The organism is Ferrimonas kyonanensis DSM 18153, assembly GCF_000425405.1.
In the GTDB taxonomy this organism is placed as follows: Bacteria; Pseudomonadota; Gammaproteobacteria; order Enterobacterales; family Shewanellaceae; genus Ferrimonas; species Ferrimonas kyonanensis.
In genome coordinates, this window is record NZ_KE384364.1 from 216,834 (window position 1) to 236,727 (window position 19,894).

Annotated in this window: 20 protein-coding genes, 1 pseudogene and 1 other annotated feature; of the genes and pseudogenes, 5 read left to right on the forward strand and 16 right to left on the reverse strand. The window is 58.0% G+C overall.

What is annotated here, in order from left to right; genetic code table 11:
- Positions 1 to 106 precede the first annotated feature (106 nt).
- Positions 107 to 232: a sequence feature (Phe leader region), on the forward strand.
- 37 nt (positions 233 to 269) lie between these two features.
- Together H598_RS24750 and H598_RS0116505 are read left to right on the forward strand one after the other, a co-directional pair.
- Positions 270 to 1,409 (forward strand): annotated as a pseudogene (locus H598_RS24750) (chorismate mutase); the annotation flags it as partial.
- Between the two features lie 130 nt (positions 1,410 to 1,539).
- Positions 1,540 to 3,414, forward strand: a complete 1,875-nt coding sequence (locus H598_RS0116505; RefSeq protein ID WP_028113980.1) for a methyl-accepting chemotaxis protein — start codon at positions 1,540 to 1,542, stop codon at positions 3,412 to 3,414.
- A gap of 65 nt (positions 3,415 to 3,479) precedes the next feature.
- Here H598_RS0116505 and tyrA read toward each other — a convergent pair whose 3' ends face one another.
- The 7 genes from tyrA to ffh form a co-directional block, all read right to left on the reverse strand.
- Complete coding sequence (gene tyrA / locus H598_RS0116510) at positions 3,480 to 4,619, reverse strand: bifunctional chorismate mutase/prephenate dehydrogenase (RefSeq protein ID WP_028113981.1); 1,140 nt, start codon at positions 4,617 to 4,619, stop codon at positions 3,480 to 3,482.
- Positions 4,619 to 5,695: a 3-deoxy-7-phosphoheptulonate synthase gene (locus tag H598_RS0116515; RefSeq protein ID WP_028113982.1), complete on the reverse strand. Its 1,077-nt coding sequence runs from the start codon at positions 5,693 to 5,695 to the stop codon at positions 4,619 to 4,621. Before H598_RS0116515 ends, tyrA begins: the two co-directional genes overlap by 1 nt.
- A 210-nt stretch (positions 5,696 to 5,905) precedes the next feature.
- Positions 5,906 to 6,253 (reverse strand): 50S ribosomal protein L19, encoded by a 348-nt coding sequence (rplS, locus tag H598_RS0116520; protein ID WP_028113983.1) that lies wholly within the window; start codon positions 6,251 to 6,253, stop codon positions 5,906 to 5,908.
- Between the two features lie 32 nt (positions 6,254 to 6,285).
- Entirely contained in the window at positions 6,286 to 7,035 is a 750-nt protein-coding gene (gene trmD / locus H598_RS0116525; protein ID WP_028113984.1) for a tRNA (guanosine(37)-N1)-methyltransferase TrmD, read from the reverse strand.
- 17 nt (positions 7,036 to 7,052) lie between these two features.
- Positions 7,053 to 7,583 carry a ribosome maturation factor RimM gene (gene rimM, locus H598_RS0116530; RefSeq protein WP_028113985.1) on the reverse strand — a complete coding sequence of 177 codons (531 nt, stop codon included), beginning with the start codon at positions 7,581 to 7,583 and terminating at the stop codon, positions 7,053 to 7,055.
- Positions 7,584 to 7,602: 19 nt separating this feature from the next.
- Complete coding sequence (gene rpsP, locus H598_RS0116535; RefSeq protein ID WP_028113986.1) at positions 7,603 to 7,854, reverse strand: 30S ribosomal protein S16; 252 nt, start codon at positions 7,852 to 7,854, stop codon at positions 7,603 to 7,605.
- A 161-nt stretch (positions 7,855 to 8,015) separates the two neighbouring features.
- On the reverse strand, positions 8,016 to 9,383 hold the full coding sequence (gene ffh, locus H598_RS0116540) for a signal recognition particle protein (RefSeq protein WP_028113987.1): 1,368 nt from the start codon (positions 9,381 to 9,383) through the stop codon (positions 8,016 to 8,018).
- Between the two features lie 254 nt (positions 9,384 to 9,637).
- Between ffh and H598_RS0116545 the strand changes: the two genes are divergently transcribed.
- The 3 genes from H598_RS0116545 to H598_RS0116555 all read left to right on the forward strand — a co-directional run bounded on the left by H598_RS0116545 (position 9,638) and on the right by H598_RS0116555 (position 12,221).
- Positions 9,638 to 10,423 (forward strand): cytochrome C assembly family protein, encoded by a 786-nt coding sequence (locus H598_RS0116545; protein ID WP_028113988.1) that lies wholly within the window; start codon positions 9,638 to 9,640, stop codon positions 10,421 to 10,423.
- A gap of 77 nt (positions 10,424 to 10,500) precedes the next feature.
- On the forward strand, positions 10,501 to 11,763 hold the full coding sequence (locus H598_RS0116550) for an HlyC/CorC family transporter (RefSeq protein WP_028113989.1): 1,263 nt from the start codon (positions 10,501 to 10,503) through the stop codon (positions 11,761 to 11,763).
- Positions 11,764 to 11,855: 92 nt separating this feature from the next.
- Positions 11,856 to 12,221 carry a hypothetical protein gene (locus tag H598_RS0116555; RefSeq protein WP_028113990.1) on the forward strand — a complete coding sequence of 122 codons (366 nt, stop codon included), beginning with the start codon at positions 11,856 to 11,858 and terminating at the stop codon, positions 12,219 to 12,221.
- A 12-nt stretch (positions 12,222 to 12,233) separates the two neighbouring features.
- Here H598_RS0116555 and acpS read toward each other — a convergent pair whose 3' ends face one another.
- From acpS to H598_RS0116600, 9 genes are all read right to left on the reverse strand, one after another.
- On the reverse strand, positions 12,234 to 12,611 hold the full coding sequence (gene acpS / locus H598_RS0116560) for a holo-ACP synthase (protein WP_028113991.1): 378 nt from the start codon (positions 12,609 to 12,611) through the stop codon (positions 12,234 to 12,236).
- On the reverse strand, positions 12,611 to 13,348 hold the full coding sequence (gene pdxJ, locus H598_RS0116565) for a pyridoxine 5'-phosphate synthase (RefSeq protein ID WP_156897077.1): 738 nt from the start codon (positions 13,346 to 13,348) through the stop codon (positions 12,611 to 12,613). Before pdxJ ends, acpS begins: the two co-directional genes overlap by 1 nt.
- The gene (gene recO / locus H598_RS0116570; RefSeq protein WP_028113993.1) at positions 13,342 to 14,052 is read right to left on the reverse strand and encodes a DNA repair protein RecO; all 711 of its coding nucleotides are present in this window, start codon (positions 14,050 to 14,052) and stop codon (positions 13,342 to 13,344) included. The genes pdxJ and recO overlap by 7 nt, the downstream gene beginning before the upstream one ends.
- Positions 14,053 to 14,961 carry a GTPase Era gene (gene era, locus H598_RS0116575; protein WP_035416056.1) on the reverse strand — a complete coding sequence of 303 codons (909 nt, stop codon included), beginning with the start codon at positions 14,959 to 14,961 and terminating at the stop codon, positions 14,053 to 14,055.
- Positions 14,958 to 15,629 carry a ribonuclease III gene (gene rnc / locus H598_RS0116580; protein ID WP_028113995.1) on the reverse strand — a complete coding sequence of 224 codons (672 nt, stop codon included), beginning with the start codon at positions 15,627 to 15,629 and terminating at the stop codon, positions 14,958 to 14,960. Before rnc ends, era begins: the two co-directional genes overlap by 4 nt.
- A 9-nt stretch (positions 15,630 to 15,638) precedes the next feature.
- Positions 15,639 to 16,559 carry a signal peptidase I gene (gene lepB / locus H598_RS0116585; protein ID WP_028113996.1) on the reverse strand — a complete coding sequence of 307 codons (921 nt, stop codon included), beginning with the start codon at positions 16,557 to 16,559 and terminating at the stop codon, positions 15,639 to 15,641.
- Between the two features lie 6 nt (positions 16,560 to 16,565).
- Positions 16,566 to 18,356 (reverse strand): translation elongation factor 4, encoded by a 1,791-nt coding sequence (lepA, locus tag H598_RS0116590; protein ID WP_028113997.1) that lies wholly within the window; start codon positions 18,354 to 18,356, stop codon positions 16,566 to 16,568.
- Positions 18,357 to 18,507: 151 nt separating this feature from the next.
- Positions 18,508 to 18,945, reverse strand: coding sequence for a SoxR reducing system RseC family protein (locus H598_RS24755; RefSeq protein WP_035416058.1), 438 nt, complete (start codon positions 18,943 to 18,945; stop codon positions 18,508 to 18,510).
- The gene (locus H598_RS0116600) at positions 18,942 to 19,889 is read right to left on the reverse strand and encodes a MucB/RseB C-terminal domain-containing protein (RefSeq protein WP_245595614.1); all 948 of its coding nucleotides are present in this window, start codon (positions 19,887 to 19,889) and stop codon (positions 18,942 to 18,944) included. Before H598_RS0116600 ends, H598_RS24755 begins: the two co-directional genes overlap by 4 nt.
- Positions 19,890 to 19,894 lie beyond the last annotated feature (5 nt).

The following is a 19,894-nucleotide window of genomic DNA, read 5'->3' on the forward strand; positions in this document are numbered from 1 at the left end:
GGGTTGAGGTTTCGACCCACATAGGAAAGGAGTGGCGCCGGCAAACAGCTGGCGCTTTTGGTTTATTGACAACCGCACCAACAAGCCGCTAGTGTAAGCCCATGCAAACTCTGCCACAGCACGACCTGTTTATTTTCTTTTTTACACCCCCCAAATAGGGAGGCGGGACTCGGGTGTCAAAAAGAAAGTAACCAACCCAAGCAAGCCTCCCCAGCCGGGGAGGCTTTTTTGTATCAGCCGCGCCATGGGCTCACTAAACCGAGGATGAGATGGACCTAAATAAAATCAGAACCGACATCAACAACGTCGATGGCGAACTGCTGTCCCTGTTGGCCAAGCGTCGCCAGCTGACACTGAATGTGGCCCGCAGCAAAGAGATTGACCTGAAACCGGTACGGGATCAGGAGCGGGAGCAACAACTGCTGGAGAAACTGGTCGCCCTGGGCAAAGAGCAGGGGCTGGACGCCCAGTACGTAGTGCGGCTATTTCAAACCATTATTGAAGACTCGGTATTGCGCCAACAAGCCTGGTTGCAGGGACAACAGAACACCTCTCAGGATCTGGTCACCGTCGCCTACCTTGGGGCCAAAGGCAGCTACAGCTACATTGCCGCCCACGGCTATTTTGCCCGCCGCGACCATTCACTGGTGGAGCTGGGCTGCCCCAACTTTGATGACGTTGTGCAAGCGGTGGAGCGCGGCAATGCGGACTACGGCATTCTGCCCATCGAAAACACCTCTTCCGGCTCCATCAACGAGGTCTATGACCTGCTCCAGCAGACCCACCTGCAGATCGTCGGCGAAACCACCGAAACCATCGGCCACTGTCTGCTGACCCTGCCTGGCGCCGATCTGTCGGCCATCTCCACCATCTATGCCCACCCCCAGGTGATCTCCCAGTGCAGCAATCACCTGCGGCAGTATCATGGCGTCAAGCTGGAGTACTGCGCCAGCTCCGCCCACGCCATGGCGCAGGTGAAAGACAGCCAGGACCCCACCCGCGCCGCCATTGCCAGCAAGGCCGGCGGCGAACTGTATGGCCTGGAACCCCGCCAGGAGAAACTGGCCAACCAGGCGGAAAATGAGAGTCGCTTCATTCTGGTGTCCCGTAAAGCCAAAGACGTACCGGTTCAGGTACCGGCTAAAACCACCCTGATTATGGCCACCGGCCAGAAAGCCGGTGCCCTGGTGGACGCGCTGCTGGTGCTGAAAAACAACGGCCTGATCATGAGCAAACTCACCAGCCGGCCGATTCCTGGCAACCCCTGGGAGGAGATGTTCTACCTGGACATTGAGGCCAACATCAACAGCGACAATATGAAGCAAGCCCTGGCAGAGCTGGTGCCCATCACCCGCTTCATCAAGATTCTCGGCTGTTATCAGAGCGAGCGCATCATGCCCACCGAGCTGGAGTGACTCAGCATGTAAACACAGGCCGCCATCTGGCGGCTTTTTTTATTCAAAACATTCATTTCAATGAAATAGCCAGCCCAGGTTACCGGTCTATTCAACACTGACAGTTTTCCAAGGACGGCATGCCATGTTTGCTCTGGCCGAGCGCCTGATGGCGCAACTTACCTTTCGATTCAAGATCCTGCTACTGACTCTACTGCTGCTGCTGCCGTTACTGGCACTGCTGCTGCCCTTTGCCACCCAAAAACTGGCTCAGCTTGAGCACATTCAACAAGCACAGAGCACCCGCCAACAGCTGTTGGCACTGCAGCCGTACTGGCAGCAGCGGTGGCGGTTCGATGAGGCTCGCCAACTGGCGCGCTTCGGTGACGCCCCTCTGCCCGCCACACCCGCCGCAGCCGCGTCGATGCCTGAGCCGCTTAACACCGAGCTCAGCAGTGACCAGATCACCGACGTGGACACCGTCGTTCAATGGCTGTCTGGCCAGACCAACCAAGCCGGCCTCGCCACCTTTATCGACGACCCCATGGCCCTGGCACTGTGGTCCCACGGCCACGTTAGCTGGCAACTGGAGTTGGCGCAGCTGAACGGTCTGATACGGGCACTGCAGCAACAGGGGCGCTTTACCCCAGAGCTGTACCTGGCTCTCAGTGCCCAGCTCGAACGCCTGAACCGCAAGTTCAAAGGACTGAACGGCGCCATGGTGTTCGCCGCCGAGGCCAGGCCCGATCGCTGGCAACACCTGGATCCCTCGGTGCAGATACGCCAATACCTGGACTGGGTGCAACGCCATTTCATCGATGCCGATGAAGTTGACCCCAGCCTATCGGCGCCGCAACAACAAACGGCGTTACTGCAACGCCTGAGTGCCACCCACGAGCAGCTCGATGGCCTTATCGCACGGCAATTAACCGACGCCAGAGCTGCCATTCAACACAGCCTGTGGCTGCAATCCGGCCTGCTGGCGCTGTCACTGCTGATGGCGGTATGGCTGATGACAGGCTTCTATCGACAGATGACCGCCATGGTGGAGGCCACCCGTGACGCCGCCACCGAGTTCGCCCAGGGCAACCTCAGCGCCCGCATCACGCTGAGCGGTCGGGATGAACTCAACGAAATTGGCCGTCAGTTTAACGCCCTGGCACAGGCCACCCGAACCCTGGTGACCGACACCCATCACGCCACCGGCGCCGTTCGTCAGCAGAGTGAGCAGATGCAGCAAGCCGCGACCGATGCCTGTCAGGCTACCGGCCGCCAGGATGCGATGCTGGCCAACATTCAGGATGCCAATGGCCACCTGGCGCACCACGCCCGGCAGATGGCCGATGAGACTCGTCACGATGTGGATCGAGTCCAGACGTTGAAACATCAGATGCAACAGGGGCTGTCGCTGATGACCGATGCCCGTCTCGAGGTCGAGGGAGTGAGTGCGCGTATCCATCAGGCTCACAGCATCACCGACCAGCTGGATAAGACCACCGAACAGATCGACTCGGTGGTCAGTGAGATTGCCCAAATTGCCGAACAAACCAATCTATTGGCCCTCAATGCCGCCATCGAAGCCGCCCGGGCCGGCGAACAGGGGCGAGGATTTGCGGTGGTCGCCGATGAGGTTCGCACCCTGGCCACTCGCACCGCCGGCTCAACCTCGGAGATTCGGCGGATGATCGAAAACGTCACCTCCACCACTGCCGAGGTGGTCACCGCCATGGGACTGTCTACCGCTCAGGCCAACAGCGCCGATGAGCGGGTTCGGCGATTGGCCGACGCCCTGCAAAGCCTGGAGCAGGGCCTGACCGGCATTCTCAACAGCAGCGATCGAGTGGCGGAGCGCTGCCGGAGCCAAGTCAGTCTCACCGAGCAGGTGCAGCAATTGGTGAACGACAGCCAGCAGCAGTTGCACAGCGCCATCGCCGCCGGTGAGCAAAGCAGTGACAATAGCCGCTCGCTGCAGCAATTGGCCGCGGCGCTGGATCAGCAGCTGCGGCACTACCGGCTGTAACGGCAGAAACAAAAACACCGGGCCAGGGCCCGGTGTTGATTCGGTGACTTTGGATCTTTTGGGCCTCAGCCCTCGGAGCGGTTGTCGTTGGCGCTGAGCAACATGTTGCCACTTTCACTCTGAAACTGATTGGCGAAGTCACCAAACCAGTCGGCGATGTCGTTGAACTGAGCCTCAAAGCCGGCTTTATCGCCATGCTCCAGCATCTTCAACGCCTCCTGATAGCGGTCCATATAGTGCCGGGCCCGGGCCAGGGTATCTGGCTGAGAGAAGATGATGTCGCCATACAGCTTGGCGTCCTGTGCAAACAAGCGACCGACCATCGCCAGCTCCAGGCGGTAGATCGGCGAACTGAATTGCAACAGCTGATCCAGATCCGCCCGCTCCCGGCGCAGGTGAGCGCCATACACAAAGGCGGTAAAGTGGCGCATCGCCTGCACCAGTTGCATCGCCTGATCGTGTTCCGCCGCCGACGCTTCATGGATGCGGGCGCCCCAGATGCGAATCTGCTCCAGCAACCACTGATAGCGGGCTTCGTCGCGGCCATGACAAACCACCACCACCTGTTTGGCCAGGCTGGACAAGTCCGGGCCAAACATCGGGTGTAAGCCGACCACCGGCCCCTGATGCTTACCGAGCATGGCCGCCAGCGGCGCTTGTTTGATGCTGGTGAGATCCAGCAGCACGCACTCCGGTGGCAATTCAGGCAATTGTGCAATCACCGCATTGGTATGGTGAATCGGCACACTGACCACCACCACTCCGGCACCATCGAGAATGGCATCGGCGTTGGGCCAGTCGTCCTTATCCAGAATCCGCACTTCGTAGCCGGACAGGCGGAACAGCTGGCTGAACAGGGTTCCCAGCTTACCGGCACCGCCGACGATGACGATGGGGCCGACATCGGGGTTGATGCATTTAAAGCCGACGTCATTCTCGCTGGCATAAGACTCGCGCATGATGCGCCGCAGCAGATCTTCGATCAACTGCGGAGGCACCCCCATCAGGGTGGCCTCCTCACGACGCTTCATCAACATCGCCGCTTCCCGCTTCGGCGCGTAGATGGGCAGGCCCTGCTCGTGCTTGATGCTGCCCACCTCGCCCACCAGATCGAGGCGGCGACGCAACAACGTCAGCAGCTCTTTATCGACCTCGTCGATGCGGTCCCGCAACCGGTCCAGTTCCTGACTGCTTCGTTCTGCCATCATTGACCTCCAAAGCGCGTCGGCAAGATTGGCGCCAGTTCCCGGGCCCCTTGGCGCAGCAGCTGCTCGGTGTCGTCCCAATCGATGCAGGCATCGGTAATGGATACCCCATATTCCATCTCCTCCTTCGGCAGCTCCGAGGATTGATTGCCCGCCTTCAGGTGGCTCTCCAGCATGATGCCGATGATCGAGGTATTGCCCTCTTGAATCTGGTTGAAGACGTTTTGTGCCACCAAGGGCTGGCGACGGTGATCTTTGGAAGAGTTACCGTGACTGCAATCCACCATCAGGCGGGAAGTGAGCCCCGCCTCATGCAGTTGGCGGGTACACAGCTCGACATTGACCGAGTCGTAATTCGGCTGTTTGCCGCCCCGCAGAATCACGTGACCGTCCGGGTTGCCCTGAGTCTGCATCAATGCCACCTGCCCGGCCTGGTTGATGCCCATAAAACGGTGGCCGCTGGCGGCGGACTGCAACGCATTCATGGCCACGTCCAGCTTGCCGTCGGTGCCATTTTTAAAGCCCACCGGCATCGACAGCCCCGAGGCCATCTCCCGGTGAGTCTGAGATTCGGTGGTGCGGGCACCAATGGCCGACCAGGAGAACAACTCCCCCAGGTACTGAGGGCTGATGGGATCCAGGGCTTCGGTGGCCACCGGCAATCCCAGCTCCGCCAGCCAGATCAGCAATTCACGAGCATTGCGCAGCCCCTTCTCGACATCGAAGGAGTTGTCCATGTCCGGATCGTTGATCAGCCCTTTCCAACCCACGGTGGTACGCGGCTTTTCGAAATACACTCGCATCAGGATGTACATCTGATCGCTGAGCTCGTCGTGCAGGGTCTTCAGCTTCAGGGCGTACTCTTTGGCCGAGGCCACATCGTGAATGGAACAGGGGCCGGTTACCACCAGCAGTCGGTTGTCCCGCTTGTGTACGATGTCGGCGACCTTGGCGCGGGCGCCGTTAATATATCGATAAGCCTGCTCGGAGAGGGGCAGCTGCTGTTTCAACTGCTCAGGGGTAGTCAGGACCTGTTCGGACTGAATGTGGATATTGTAAATACTGTCCTTTTGCATTACTGCTTCTCCAAGTAGTACCTATCTGTGGCTTATTAACGATAGGTTTGTGAACCCAACCGGTGCTGCCGGCCTGAGTTCAATGTGCCTTGTCTACTGTGAAGATGCAAGTAAATGCTCATCTGTGAGCAAATTCGTGTTCAAAGGGTTATAAAACGAAAAAAGCCCGCCATAAAGGCGGGCTTTTCCTGCTTCGAGACTAAATAAAATTTAGCCCAGACGCTCGCGGATACGAGCCGCCTTACCAGTACGTGTACGCAAGTAGTACAGTTTGGCACGACGAACGCGACCACGACGCTCCAGTTTGATGCTTTCTACCAGCGGAGAGTGAGTCTGGAACGCACGCTCTACGCCTTCACCATTAGAGATTTTGCGAACTGTGAACGCAGAGTGCAGGCCACGGTTACGCTTAGCGATAACTACGCCCTGGAAAGCCTGAAGACGGGTTTTGTTACCTTCGGTTACGCGAACCTGTACGGTAACGGTGTCACCAGGGCCAAATGCAGGTACGTCCTGCTTCATCTGCTCTTGTTCAAGCTGCTTGATGATATTGCTCATAATGTCTCTCTTCCTAGATTAAACTGAAAACTCTAACGCTCGTCCTGCCCCTGTTGGGCGGCAAACTCTGCAAGCAACTGGGCTTGCTCGTCAGTCAGAGCTAGGTTGTCAAGTAACTCGGGTCGTCGCTGCCAAGTGCGTCCAAGGGACTGCTGCAGGCGCCAACGCCGAATTGATTCATGATTGCCGCTTAATAACACTTGCGGAACCTGCTGACCGTCCAGAACTTCCGGACGGGTGTAATGAGGGCAATCCAGCAGACCTTCCGAAAAAGAGTCCTGCTCTGCCGAAGCTTGCTTGCCCAACACCCCAGGCACCAGCCTGGATACGGCGTCGATCAAGTTCATCGCCGGCAGCTCACCACCACTGAGAACGTAGTCACCAACGGACCACTCCTCATCAACTTCCGATTGGATGATGCGTTCATCGACACCTTCGTATCGACCACACACCAGCACCAGACGTTTGTTGCCGGCCAACTCCTCTACACCCGACTGGGTAAGGGGGCGACCCTGAGGCGACAGGTAGATCACCTTGGCCTCATCACCCGCTTCGGCTTTCGCCGCACGGATGGCATCACGCAGGGGCTGCACCATCATCAACATCCCAGGACCACCGCCGTAAGGCCGGTCATCCACAGTGCGATGTTTATCATGGGTGAAATCGCGAGGATTCCACGTCTGCACTCCAAGCAAGCCGTTTTTCACGGCGCGACCAGTAACACCAAACTCGGTTACGGCACGAAACATCTCGGGAAACAGGGTCACGACCCCTAACCACAGTGCGTTCGGTTGTGCCATTAAAAGTTGGGATCCCAGTCAACGGTAATGTGTTTTTCGGATGTGTTCACCTCAATGATGAACTGTTCCGGGACAAAGGGGACCATACGTTCCCGTTTGCCAAAGGCGTCTTTTGCGTTCGCCTTGATCTCCAGCACGTCATTGGCGCCGGTTTCCAGAATGCCGGAAACGGTTCCCATGTCGTAGCCTTGCTGGTTAACAACTTTACAGCCAATCAGATCGCGCCAGTAGAACTCGTCTTCCGGCAGCTCAGCCAATTGGTGAGCGAAGATAGAGACGTCGTTGTTGGTGTACAACGCGGCCGCATCGCGGTCTTCAATCCCTTCCAAGCGGACAATCAGGCCGTTATTCTGACGACGCCAATCCACCACTTTTACTTCTTGTTGTTGACCACCATGGTTGATCAACCAAGGACGGTACTCAAAGATACCCTCTTTATCATCGGTAAAGGAGGTGATCTTCAACCAGCCCCGAATGCCATGAGGTGCGCCAAGGCGCCCGACTAACATTAGTTCTTGCTGACTCATCAACTTACCCTACCAATACCCATTAAGCCGCAGCTTTACGGGCGTCCTTAACCAGAGTAGCAACACGGTCAGACAGAGACGCGCCCTGTGCAACCCAGTGATCTACACGGGCCAGGTCCAGACGCAGCTTTTCAGCTTGGCCGGTTGCAACTGGGTTGAAGAAACCAACTTTCTCGATGAAGCGGCCATCGCGCTTCATACGGCTGTCGGCAACAACCACTTGGTAAAACGGACGCTTTTTGGCGCCGCCACGAGCTAAACGAATGGTTACCATACGGTAATTCCTCTAATGGTGTTTATAGCAATAGAATTGGGGCCGCAGGGGCCCCAAGGTAGAAAGCCCGCCGATTTTACCTGAATGCATCCGCAATGCAACCATTTCGACGGGTTTGTAGCCACCACACTGGAGTGTAGCAGCTGTTAAGACGGCAATTATCAGCGAGGCATCTTCATTCCAGGGGGCAACATGCCGCCCATACCGCGCATCATCTTCTTCAGGCCGCCGCCTTTCATCTTCTTCATCATCTTCTGCATCTGGGTAAACTGCTTCAGCAACCGGTTGACGTCCTGCAACTGAGTGCCAGAGCCGGCGGCGATGCGACGCTTACGGGATCCCTTGATGATATCGGGGCGAGCGCGCTCCCCCGGCGTCATGGAGTTGATGATCGCCTCCATCCGCTTGGTCATCTTGTCGTCCTGCACCTGAGACAGGGCTTCGGTAGGCAGTTGGCCGACACCGGGCATCTTCTCGAGCATGCCCATCATGCCACCCATGTTGTGCATCTGGCGCAGTTGATCACGAAAATCAGTCAGGTCAAAACCCTCCCCTTTCTTGATCTTCTTGGCCAGTTTTTCTGCCTGGGATTTATCAACCTTACGCTCCACCTCTTCGATCAGAGACAGCACGTCCCCCATCCCCAAGATGCGCGAAGCCACCCGGTCCGGGTGGAAAGGTTCCAGAGCGTCGGTCTTTTCACCCACCCCGAGGAATTTAATCGGCTTGCCGGTAATGTGGCGAATGGACAAGGCCGCACCGCCACGGGCGTCACCGTCCACCTTGGTGAGGATCACCCCGGTCAACGGCAGCGCTTCATCAAACGCCTTGGCAGTGTTGGCCGCATCCTGACCGGTCATGGAATCAACCGTAAACAGGGTCTCCACCGGATCGATGGCAGCATGCAACGCCTTGATCTCGTCCATCATGTCGGCATCGACGTGCAGACGACCAGCGGTATCGACGATCACCACGTCGATGAATTTCTTACGGGCGTGATCCACCGCGGCATTGGCGATGGCGACCGGCTTCTGGCTGACGTCGGACGGGAAGAATTCCACCCCGATGTCGGTGGCCAGAGTCTCCAACTGTTTGATCGCCGCCGGACGATAGACGTCGGCACTGACCACCAGTACCGATTTCTTTTCCCGCTCTTTCAGCAGCTTGGCCAGTTTACCCACGCTGGTGGTTTTACCGGCACCCTGCAGGCCTGCCATCATTACCACCGCCGGTGGCTGACTGGCCAGGTTGAGGGCTTCGTTGGACTGGCCCATGGCCGCTTCCAGTTCACCCTGAACAATTTTAATGAAAGCCTGGCCTGGACTCAGGCTCTTGGACACCTCGGTGCCCACGGCCCGTTCGCGCACCTTGGCAACGAAATCGCGGACCACGGGCAGGGCCACGTCGGCCTCCAGCAACGCCATGCGCACTTCGCGCAGGGTGTCTTTAATGTTGTCTTCGGTAAGACGACCACGGCCGCTGATATTTTTCAGCGTCTGGCCTAAGCGTTCGGATAGATTCTGGAACATCGCCTGCTGCATCGGTTAATGGGGAGTCACCGCATTATAACGGCGTGCCGATTACAAACACAAACCCACCCCGGCGCACGGGTCTACCACTCACCGAGGTCAGGGCCGAGTTTGATCCGGGCCAAACAAAATGCAATTCAGCACCGAAAATGCGATTTCAACCGCTGCCCAAACTTAATAGTGCATGATAAGCTTGAGAAAATAGGGTAATTACCCACTGAATTAACGATGCAATAGGTGAGGAACAAGGCATTATGGAGTTTTTTGCCATCAGCGCGATTTTGGGTTACGGCGTGGCCTTTTATCTGGTTGCCAGCAAGCTGCTGCACTCAGACGGCCCCAACCGTAAGCTGGCAACCATTGCCGGCGCCGTCGGGGTCCTCAGTCATGGCGCCGCCCTGACGCCCATGATTCTCGAGAGCGGCGGCCAACACTACAGCTTGGTGAACACCGCCTCTCTGGTGATGCTGATGATCACAACCGCCATTACCCTGATGCTGCCACGCATCAAGGTGATTGTGGTGGTGCCTGCAGTATACATCTGTGGCATTTTCGGGGCCGCCGGCATGGTGCTGCTGCCGCAAAATGAAGGCTACCTGTTTAACGATCCGGCGCTGTTCACTCACGTGGGCACCTCGTTGTTGTCCTACGCGGTGTTCTTCATCGCCGCCCTGTACGCCATTCAGCTGGCCAGCATCAACCGCCGCCTCAAGGATCGTAAGCTGATGCTGGAGTCACCACTGCCGCCGCTAATGACGGTAGAGAAGCAGCTGTATCACCTGATCATGATCGGCTTTGCCTTGCTGACCTTCGCCCTGGCCACCGGGTTTATCTTCCTGGAGGGGTTCTTCGGCAGCGGTCAGGCCCACAAAGCGGTGTTCGCCTCGGCGGCCTGGCTGGTGTACGGCACCATGCTGTATCGCCACCGTACCCGCGGCATGCGCATCCGTAGCGCCATCATCTACAGCATGACCGGCGTGGTCCTGCTGACCCTGGCCTACTTCGGCAACCGCCTGGTGCGAGAACTGCTCATCGGTTAATGCCCGCGGCCGCCCTTGACACGGGGCGGCCATTTCCTAATTCTAGGACCTTAACCGACATAAAGGATTGCCACCTCTTGGACGACATATCCACCGACAGCCTGCTGATAGTGCTGGCTGTCCTACTCTTCCTCTCCGCCTTCTTCTCGGGCACCGAAACGGCGATGATGTCGCTGAATCGGTACCGGCTGCGACACCTGAGCCAACAGGGGCACAAGGGAGCCCGACGGGCAGAACGTCTACTGGAAAGGCCGGATCGACTCATCGGCCTGATCCTGATCGGCAACAACATCGTCAACCTGGCCGCGGCCTCGCTGGCCACCATCGTATGTCAGCGCTGGTTCGGTGCCTGGGGCCCAGCGGTCGCCACCGGGGCCCTGACCTTCATCGTACTGATCTTCGCCGAAGTCACCCCCAAGACCCTGGCAGCCCTGTACCCGGAAAAACTGGCCTACCCCAACAGTGTGATACTGCGGCCATTGATGACCCTGTTCTACCCTCTGGTGTGGTTGGTGAACAGCATCAGCAATGCCCTGCTCTCCGTCGCCGGGGTCCGCACCCTGCGTGGCGATGGCGACGACCTGTCTGCCGACGAGTTGCGCTCGGTCCTCAATGAAGCCAGCGCCATGATCCCACGCCGCCACCGGGAGATGCTGGTGTCGATTCTGGATCTGGAAAAAGTCACCGTCGAGGATGTGATGGTGCCGCGCAATGAGCTGTATGCCATCGACATCAACGATGACTTTAAGACCATGATGAAGCAACTGACCCACAGCCCCCACAGCAAGGTGTTGCTGTATCGGGATAACATCGACGATGTGGTCGGGTTCCTGCATCTGTCCGATCTGTTGCGACTGATGGCCAGGGAGCAGGGGGTAACGGACAAGGCCACCCTGCTGCGAGAAGTACGAGAGATCTATTACGTCCCCGAAGGTACGCCGCTGAATGTACAACTGCTGAAGTTTCAGCGTGCCAAGGAGCGACTGGGGCTGGTGGTGGATGAGTACGGTGACATTCAGGGGCTGGTATCGCTGGAGGACATTCTCGAAGAGATCGTCGGTGACTTCACCACCGGTCTGCAGCCCGCCATCAGCGATGAGATCAGCAAACAGGACGACGGCAGCTACCAGGTGGACGCCAGCATCAACATTCGTGACATGAACCGGGAAATGAACTGGCACTTCCCTACCGATGGCCCTAAGACCCTCAATGGCCTGGTGCTGGAAGCACTGGAAGACATCCCTAAAGAGCACACCAGCCTGTCCATCGGCCCCTACCAAATCGAGGTACTGGAGGCCAACGAGAGTATGGTCACCACAGTCCGAATAGAACCTAAATAGCCATTAGGGCAAGACCCTCAAAAATCTGAACTATACTAAAAGGCCGGCGTCCCGAAAGACGCCGGCCTTTTGACTGTCAGGGAGGATAGGCGATGCAAGGGTGTTTATGGTTGGGCCGCTGTGGCCTGCTCGGGCTGGCACTGATGACAGCACCGCTGCACGCCGACAGCCAATGGGTCACGGCGCCGACCCTGGCCTACCAGGATCCCAATTTCACTCAAATTCCCCTGACTCTTGAGCAGCGCTGGGGCGGCGGGCCCTGGTATACCCAAACCTCGGTCAGCCTGACCGAATCCCACCTGCCCCAACTGAATCAGCCCACCGAAAACGGCCTCGGCGCTCGCATCGGCGGCGGCCTCAAACTGGGACCCGTCAACATCTCTGTCGACCTTCAGTACCAGCAACAACGGCAGCAAAGCCTGACCGTATTGGGGTTTCGAACCGAAGTGAATTTCTAACCCGCGCCCCGGCTAACTGAGCACCACCGTTGCCACCGCATAGCGGCGCTCATCCGCCAGGCTGATGTGGGCATCGGTCGCCCCCAACGCCTGCATCCGAGCCAGGGCACCGCCGCTCAGGTGCAGCTTTGGCGCACCATCGTCGTTGTGTCCCAGCTCGATGTGCTGAAACGATACGCCTCGTCCAATGCCGGTACCCAGCGCCTTACCCACCGCTTCCTTGACCGCAAAGCGTTTGGCCAACAACCGAGCCGGCGCCTTGCTGGCCGCCAGTTCGCCCCGCTCGTTGGCGGTAAGAATGCGATCGGCAAAACGCTGACCGAGGCGCTGAAATTGCGCCTCGACCCGCTCGATTTCGACAATGTCGGTGCCCAGCCCCTTAATGGTCATCAGATCCCCTGACGGCCTTCAAGCATCAACCGGCGCATGTCTCGCACCGCGATCTCCAGGCCGTCGATGGCCGCCCGGGCGATGATGGCATGGCCGATATTCAGCTCATAGATCTCGGCAATGGCGGCGATCGGCTTCACATTGTGGTAGTTCAGGCCATGACCGGCGTTCACCACCAGCCCCTGGGCGGCGGCATAGCGGGCGCCTTCGGCAATGCGGGCCAGTTCCTGCTGCTGGGCCTCTTCGCTTTCTGCATCGGCATAGGCGCCGGTATGAATCTCAATGTAAGGCGCCCCCACCTTAACCGCCGCATCGATCTGCGCTTTGTCGGCATCGATGAACAGCGACACCTTGATGCCCGCGGCTTTAAGACGCGATACCGCGTCCAGCATCTTATCCAGCTGACCGGCCACATCCAGGCCACCTTCGGTGGTCAGCTCTTCCCGTTTCTCTGGCACCAGGCACACGTAGACCGGCTGTACACCGATGGCGATGTCCAGCATCTCCTCGGTCACCGCCATCTCCAGATTCATGCGGGTCTTCAGGGTCTGAGCCAACACCTGCACATCGCGATCGACAATGTGACGGCGGTCTTCTCGAAGATGGATGGTGATGCCGTCGGCACCGGCGTGCTCCGCCACCGCCGCCGCATGCACAGGATCGGGGTAGTCGGTGCCCCGAGCCTGACGCAGAGTCGCAATGTGGTCGATATTGACACCCAGTAAAATGCTCATGATGTGCTTGTCCTTGGTCTGGTTTTTCTTTGAAACAATTCCCGGCTGCGCAGTGGTTTGTTGCCCAGCAGTGGCTTCAGCAGGGTACGCGCCAGATGCTTGGCTTGGTGCAGGTGCTGGGAATCACTCAGTTGCTGCTGCTGCAGTGCCAGCAACATCGCCCCCAAATAGCCGCGGTCGCCCGCCACCGGCATAAAGCCGTGCTCAGCCACCAGGCTGTAGCGACCTTCGGCCTGCAGCGGCTCGCCACAGGCATCCTGGCTCAGCAAGGGAGCCACCCCGAGGTAGTCCAGTAGCATCCATTCAAAATACCGCAGCACCGCTTCGTTGCTGTCGGTGGTGGCCAGAGTTAACAGGCTCTGATGGTAACCTTGGTACAACGACGGGCACGCTTGTAACTCAGACAGTAACCGGACTGTCAGCTCGTTACAATACAAGCCGCAAAACAACTTCTGCCCCTGCAGTGGTACAGGCAGGCTCAGGGTTTCGACACTTTTAAGAGTTTTCAGTGACCCGGTGCCGGAAAGAAGAATTTTGAGAGGTTGAAACGGTTGCAGGGCGGCTTTGGTCAGGCCGCCCTGTTTTCCGCTGCTGCGAGCCACCGCCGCCACCTTGCCATCCTGCTCGGTCAGCAAGGTGATCAGCTGGCTGCGCTCACGATAAGGGCGGGCGTGCAGCAGATAGGCAGACTGCCAACCCGCGTCCAATCAGTCGTCCCCGTACCCCAGGCTGCGCAGCGCCCGTTCGTCGTCCGCCCAACCGGATTTCACCTTGACCCAGGTCTCCAGGTACACCTTGGTCTCGAACATGTTTTCCATCTCGATCCGCGCTTCGCGGCCGATGGTACGCAGCTTGTCGCCCTTGTTGCCGATCACCATCCGTTTCTGGCCTTCCCGCTCCACCAGAATCAACGCGTGAATGTGGAAGGTGCCCTTTTCGTCGACCTTGAACTGCTCGATCTCCACCGTGGCGGCATAGGGCAGTTCATCGCCAAGGAATCGCATCAGCTTTTCACGCAGAATCTCCGAGGCCATAAAGCGCTGGCTGCGATCGGTGACGTAATCTTCAGGGAAGTAATGAATCGACTCCTGGATGCTGTCCAGAGACAGCGCCATGATCGGATCCACATTACCGCCCTTGCCGGCGGCCACCGGGAACACCGCATCAAAGTCAAACTTGCTCTGCAACTCCTGCAGGTGCGGCAACAGCTCCTCTTTGTCTTTGATCTGATCAACCTTGTTGATCACCAGGGCCACTTTGCGCCCCTCGTTGCCTTCCCGGCCAAGCTTCTTCAGCACCATCTCGTCGTCCGGGGTCCACTTGGTGCCCTCGACCACAAACAGCACCAACTCGACGTCGGCCAGCGAGGTGGCCGCCGCCCGGTTCATCAACCGGTTGATGGTGCGCTTCTCTTCGATGTGCAGCCCGGGGGTGTCCACAAAGATCACCTGGCGAGGGCCTTCGGTGTGAATGCCCATGATTCGGTGCCGGGTGGTCTGCGGCTTACGGGAGGTAATGCTGATCTTCTGCTTCAGCAGACGATTCAGCAGGGTCGACTTGCCCACATTGGGGCGGCCGACGATGGCAACGAAACCGCAGTAGGTGGTATCGGTCATACTTTCAATAACTCCAGGACCTTACCGGCTGCGTCCTGCTCCGCCTTGCGTCGCGAGCTGCCTTTGCCCAGTACCGGGTCGGTCACCTCGCTTACCAGGCAATGCACGGTAAACTGTTGGTTGTGGGCATCACCGGTTACGGTGACCACTTCGTAGTTAGGCAGCGGCTTCTTACGCGCCTGCAGCCACTCCTGCAATCGGGTCTTAGGATCTTTCTGCCCGGCACCGGGCACAATGGTATCCAGTCGCTGCTTCCACAGGCTCAGCAGCAGCGGCTTGCACACCTCAATGCCGTCGTCGAGGAACACCGCCCCGAGAATGGCCTCCACTGCGTCGGCCAGGATAGAATCCCGACGGAATCCGCCGGATTTCAGTTCACCGGCACCGAGGCGAATGTAATCGCCCAGGTTCAGCTCACGGGCGATTTCGGCCAGGGTTACCCCCCGTACCAGCGTAGCCCGCATGCGGGTCATGTCGCCTTCCGCCGCTTGCGGAAAACGATGGTACAACTCCTCGGCAATCACCATGGACAGCACGGCATCACCCAGGTACTCCAGTCGTTCATTATGACGACTGCCGGCGCTACGATGCGTCAGAGCCTGTTGCAACAATTGAGGCTGCTTGAACTCATAGCCAAGCAGTCTCTGTAAACGATTTAAATCAGCCACAGCTAACCTTTATTGTAATCCGCCGATGCGATTAAAGCGCACGCCGGTAGGCACCCATCCGGGCAGGACACTGCTGCTATCGCGGTCAAACTCAAAGGAGATCCAGATTCCGGTGGCCTGGCCAACCAGGTTTTCCTCGGGCACAAAGCCCCAGAAACGGCCATCGGTACTGTTGTCTCGGTTATCACCCATCACAAAGTAGTGGCCTTCAGGCACTACCCACTCGCCGGTGCGGCGACCCTGCTGCTGATAATAGTAGCGCAGCGGTTCCGGCCGGCGGGGATTGATCAGAGTATCGTGGGTAATGCCCATCAGATCTTCTTTCAGGCGCAGCAACGGCGTGCCGTTTTGCGAAAACTCACCACTGTTGACCTTGGCACTATTGATGGCGGTCAACTCGGGACAAGGAGACACCCCAGCCTCACATTTAGGCTGGACGAACAACTGCTTGTTGCGATACACCACCTTGTCGCCCGGCAAGCCGATCACCCGCTTGATGTAATCAATGCGAGTGTCTTTCGGGTATTTGAACACCACAATGTCGCCGCGTTGCGGCTCATTGTTGTCCCAGAACTTGTAGCGGAAAACCGGATCGCGCAGACCGTATTCGTGCTTGTTCACCAGAATGAAGTCCCCCACCAGCAGCGTCGGCATCATCGAGCCGGACGGAATCTGGAAGGGTTCCCACAGGAACGAACGCAAAATCAGCACGAAGGCGATAACCGGGAAAATGGACTTGGAAGTTTCCACCAACCAAGGTTCCTGGACCAGCTTTTCCTGGGCGTCCTCCGGCAGTTCGCCAGAAGTTTGCTGGCTGGCAAAAGCCAGTTTTTCCTGGCGCTTTGGCGCCAGGTAAAAATGATCGAGTAGCCAAACCAGACCAGACCCGAGGGTGATCAACACCAGGATCAGTGAAAACATTGCCGCCATCTGCGCTTATTCTCCTACTTTCAGTACGGCCAGGAAGGCCTCCTGGGGAACCTCTACGTTACCCAGTTGCTTCATCCGCTTCTTGCCCTCTTTCTGCTTCTGCAGCAGCTTCTTCTTACGGCTCACGTCACCGCCATAACACTTGGCGGTCACGTCTTTGCGCAGCGCTTTCACGTTGCTGCGAGCCACAATCATGCTGCCGATGGAAGCCTGAATGGCAATGTCGAACATCTGCCGCGGAATCAGTTCCCGCATCTTTTCCACCAGCTGGCGGCCGCGGAACTGGGCGTTCTCTTTATGGGTGATCATCGCCAACGCATCGATACGCTCGCCGTTGATCATCACATCCAGACGCACCATCTCCTCTTCCTGGAAGCGGGTGAAGTTGTAATCCAGCGAGGCAAAGCCACGGCTGGTGGACTTGAGTCGATCGAAGAAGTCCAATACCACTTCCGCCATCGGCAGTTCATAGGTCACTGCCACCTGGTTACCGTGGTAGGCCATCTTAGTCTGAACCCCGCGCTTTTCGATACACAGGGTTATCACATTACCGAGATATTCCTGTGGAACCAGAATGTTGGCTTCGACAATCGGCTCGGCAATGGTTTCAATGTTGTTCAGTGGTGGCAACTCAGAGGGGTTATCCACCAACAGGGTTTCTCCCTTGGTGGTCGTCACCTTGTACACCACCGTCGGCGCGGTGGTGATCAGATCCAGGTTGTACTCCCGCTCCAGCCGCTCCTGAATGATCTCCATGTGCAGCATACCCAGGAAGCCGACCCGGAAGCCGAAGCCCAGTGCCGATGAAGTTTCTGGCTCGAAGAACAGCGATGCGTCATTCAGTGACAGCTTGTTCAGGGCGTCACGGAAAGACTCATAATCCTCACTGGAGATCGGAAACAGACCGGCGTACACCTGCGGTTTCACTTTCTGGAAGCCCGGCAACACCTCTTCGGTGCCGTGCTTGGCGGTGGTCAAGGTATCGCCCACCGGCGCACCGTGAATCTCTTTGATGCCACACACCACCCAGCCTACCTCGCCGGTATTGAGGACGGTGGTGTCTTTCTGCTTCGGGGTAAAGATGCCGAGACGATCGACGCCCCACACCTGGCCGGTACTCATCACCTTGATCTTGTCGTTCTTCTTCAGAACGCCATTTTTAATCCGCACCAGCGACACCACCCCCAGGTAGTTGTCGAACCAGGAGTCGATGATCAGCGCCTGCAGCGGCGCCTCCGGATCCCCTTCCGGTGGTGGAATCTTGTCGACGATGCACTCGAGCACCTCATCGACACCGATGCCGGTCTTGGCCGAACAGCGCACCGCTTCGATGGCGTCGATGCCGACGATGTCTTCAATCTCTTCCGCGACCCGCTCCGGATCCGCCTGCGGCAGATCGATCTTGTTGAGGATCGGCTGCACCTCAAGATCCATCTCGATGGCGGTGTAGCAGTTCGCCAGAGTCTGGGCTTCTACCCCCTGACCGGCGTCCACCACCAGCAGGGCGCCTTCACAAGCCGCCAGCGACCGCGATACTTCATAGCTGAAGTCCACGTGCCCGGGAGTGTCGATGAAGTTCAGCTGATAGGTTTCACCGTCCTTCGCCGTGTAATCCAGAGTCACACTCTGTGCTTTAATGGTAATGCCGCGCTCACGCTCAATGTCCATGGAATCGAGCACCTGGGCTGCCATCTCACGCTCTGACAAACCACCGCAAACCTGGATCAATCGATCGGAAAGGGTCGATTTACCGTGGTCGATGTGGGCGATGATACTGAAATTTCGAATATGCTTCATCTAGTCCGCTTCTTGCAAAAACTACAGGAATAAATTATCTACGATAGCTATAGGGGGGGGATTTTAACGGATTTTGTGCCCGGCGGCTATGCATCCGGGCATTGCAGGCACAGCGCAGCGGAAAAACCGTCACCGAGCACGGGGTCGCAGACTAACCGGGCGTTGTCGACACCCCCAGCACCCTGAGAATCCGCGGGGTCGGCGTGAAACGATGCGACAATCCCCGGGCCAGCAAAAAGCCTCCGATGGCCAGTCCGATCCCGGCTAACAGCGACAGCCACTCAGGCCCGCCCCACACGGCCCCCAACCCGGCCCCTAACAATAAGCCTAGCAGGGGCAGCAGATACACCAAGGCGGCGGCCGTAATCAGTTGCTGCTCAGGAATACCGAGGCTGACCTGAGTGCCCACCGACAGCGGTTTGCCGTACGTCAGGGTCAGGCGCTGGGCTTTCGCGGCCACCGCTTTGGCCACCACACCGGAGCCACAGGTGTCCGCTTCGTGGCAGTGGCCACAGGCACTCTGACTCTGCCAACTGACGGTTACCCGGCCATCGGCACAGGCTTCCACCCGGGCCAGAGCCTCGATCATTGCTCCCCCTTGGCGGGGTAGATGGAGTTGGCCACGTTACTGAGGCTTTCCACCGGTAGCTTGCCCACCGCCACCACTTCAACCTCACCATGACGGGCCGACGCCAGGGATAAGCCGCTGCCGGTCGACAGGTTTTCCGGCATCTCAATCTGGCCGGCCAGGCCGATGTACACCGACATTTCAGTCAGACCATCGCTGAGGGACAAGTATTGAACCGGATCATTGACGCCAAACAGCCGGTGCTGATCCACATGGGTGACTTCGAAACCTTGAGGCAACCAACCGAAACGCCACTGGGGTGCGTCTGTCGCCGATGCCGATGCCAGTACTGGTGGCCACACCTGTCCCGCCAGCTCCGACAAAATCGGCGGTGGCTCACTGAAGGTCACCAGTTCGATCACCAGATACTGCTCCAGCAACTGGCCGTCGGCATTGATGGTGTCGATACGCAGTGGCAGACCGGATTTCACATCCAGCCACAATTGATAGCTGTAACGAAAACGGTCGGTAGAAACAATCCGAATCACCTGAGAGGTGCGACCGGCAATGCGATCACGACCGCCCATGGCCAGTTGATAGAACGGCGTAAACGCTTCCACGCCGGTACCAAAGGCCGGTGGAATAAAACCACTGATGCGGGCGCTGCGCACCGAATAGGGTTTGACTTCATGCTCGAGGTAAGTCACCTGGTCGTCCACCCGCACCACGTTTTTCAGCGGGCCGTTGAGGTGCTCCAGGTAAGCCACCTGATGATCATCCACCACCCCATGCAAGTAACGCAGGGGCCGGATGTGATCCATCTGCAGGTGAATAAGAGAGTATTGAAAATGGGATTGAGAGAGTGCTTGCTGCATCCGCTGCAGCCAGCTAATGGCGGAGTCGCCAGTCGCGGCATGGGCTGGCAGTACCAGCAACCATGCCATCAGGAACCATATTTTACGCAAGCCTT

Coding starts and splice junctions, on each gene's coding strand:
- H598_RS0116545 (WP_028113988.1), top strand. CDS start 9,638: ATGGAGTTTTTTGCCATCAGCGCGATTTTGGGTTACGGCGTGGCCTTT.
- acpS (WP_028113991.1), bottom strand. CDS start 12,611: ATGACCATTAAGGGGCTGGGCACCGACATTGTCGAAATCGAGCGGGTC.
- rpsP (WP_028113986.1), bottom strand. CDS start 7,854: ATGGTAACCATTCGTTTAGCTCGTGGCGGCGCCAAAAAGCGTCCGTTT.
- lepA (WP_028113997.1), bottom strand. CDS start 18,356: ATGAAGCATATTCGAAATTTCAGTATCATCGCCCACATCGACCACGGT.
- H598_RS24755 (WP_035416058.1), bottom strand. CDS start 18,945: ATGATCGAGGCTCTGGCCCGGGTGGAAGCCTGTGCCGATGGCCGGGTA.
- ffh (WP_028113987.1), bottom strand. CDS start 9,383: ATGTTCCAGAATCTATCCGAACGCTTAGGCCAGACGCTGAAAAATATC.
- lepB (WP_028113996.1), bottom strand. CDS start 16,559: ATGGCGGCAATGTTTTCACTGATCCTGGTGTTGATCACCCTCGGGTCT.
- era (WP_035416056.1), bottom strand. CDS start 14,961: ATGACCGATACCACCTACTGCGGTTTCGTTGCCATCGTCGGCCGCCCC.
- tyrA (WP_028113981.1), bottom strand. CDS start 4,619: ATGGCAGAACGAAGCAGTCAGGAACTGGACCGGTTGCGGGACCGCATC.
- H598_RS0116515 (WP_028113982.1), bottom strand. CDS start 5,695: ATGCAAAAGGACAGTATTTACAATATCCACATTCAGTCCGAACAGGTC.
- H598_RS0116505 (WP_028113980.1), top strand. CDS start 1,540: ATGTTTGCTCTGGCCGAGCGCCTGATGGCGCAACTTACCTTTCGATTC.
- H598_RS0116555 (WP_028113990.1), top strand. CDS start 11,856: ATGCAAGGGTGTTTATGGTTGGGCCGCTGTGGCCTGCTCGGGCTGGCA.
- rplS (WP_028113983.1), bottom strand. CDS start 6,253: ATGAGCAATATCATCAAGCAGCTTGAACAAGAGCAGATGAAGCAGGAC.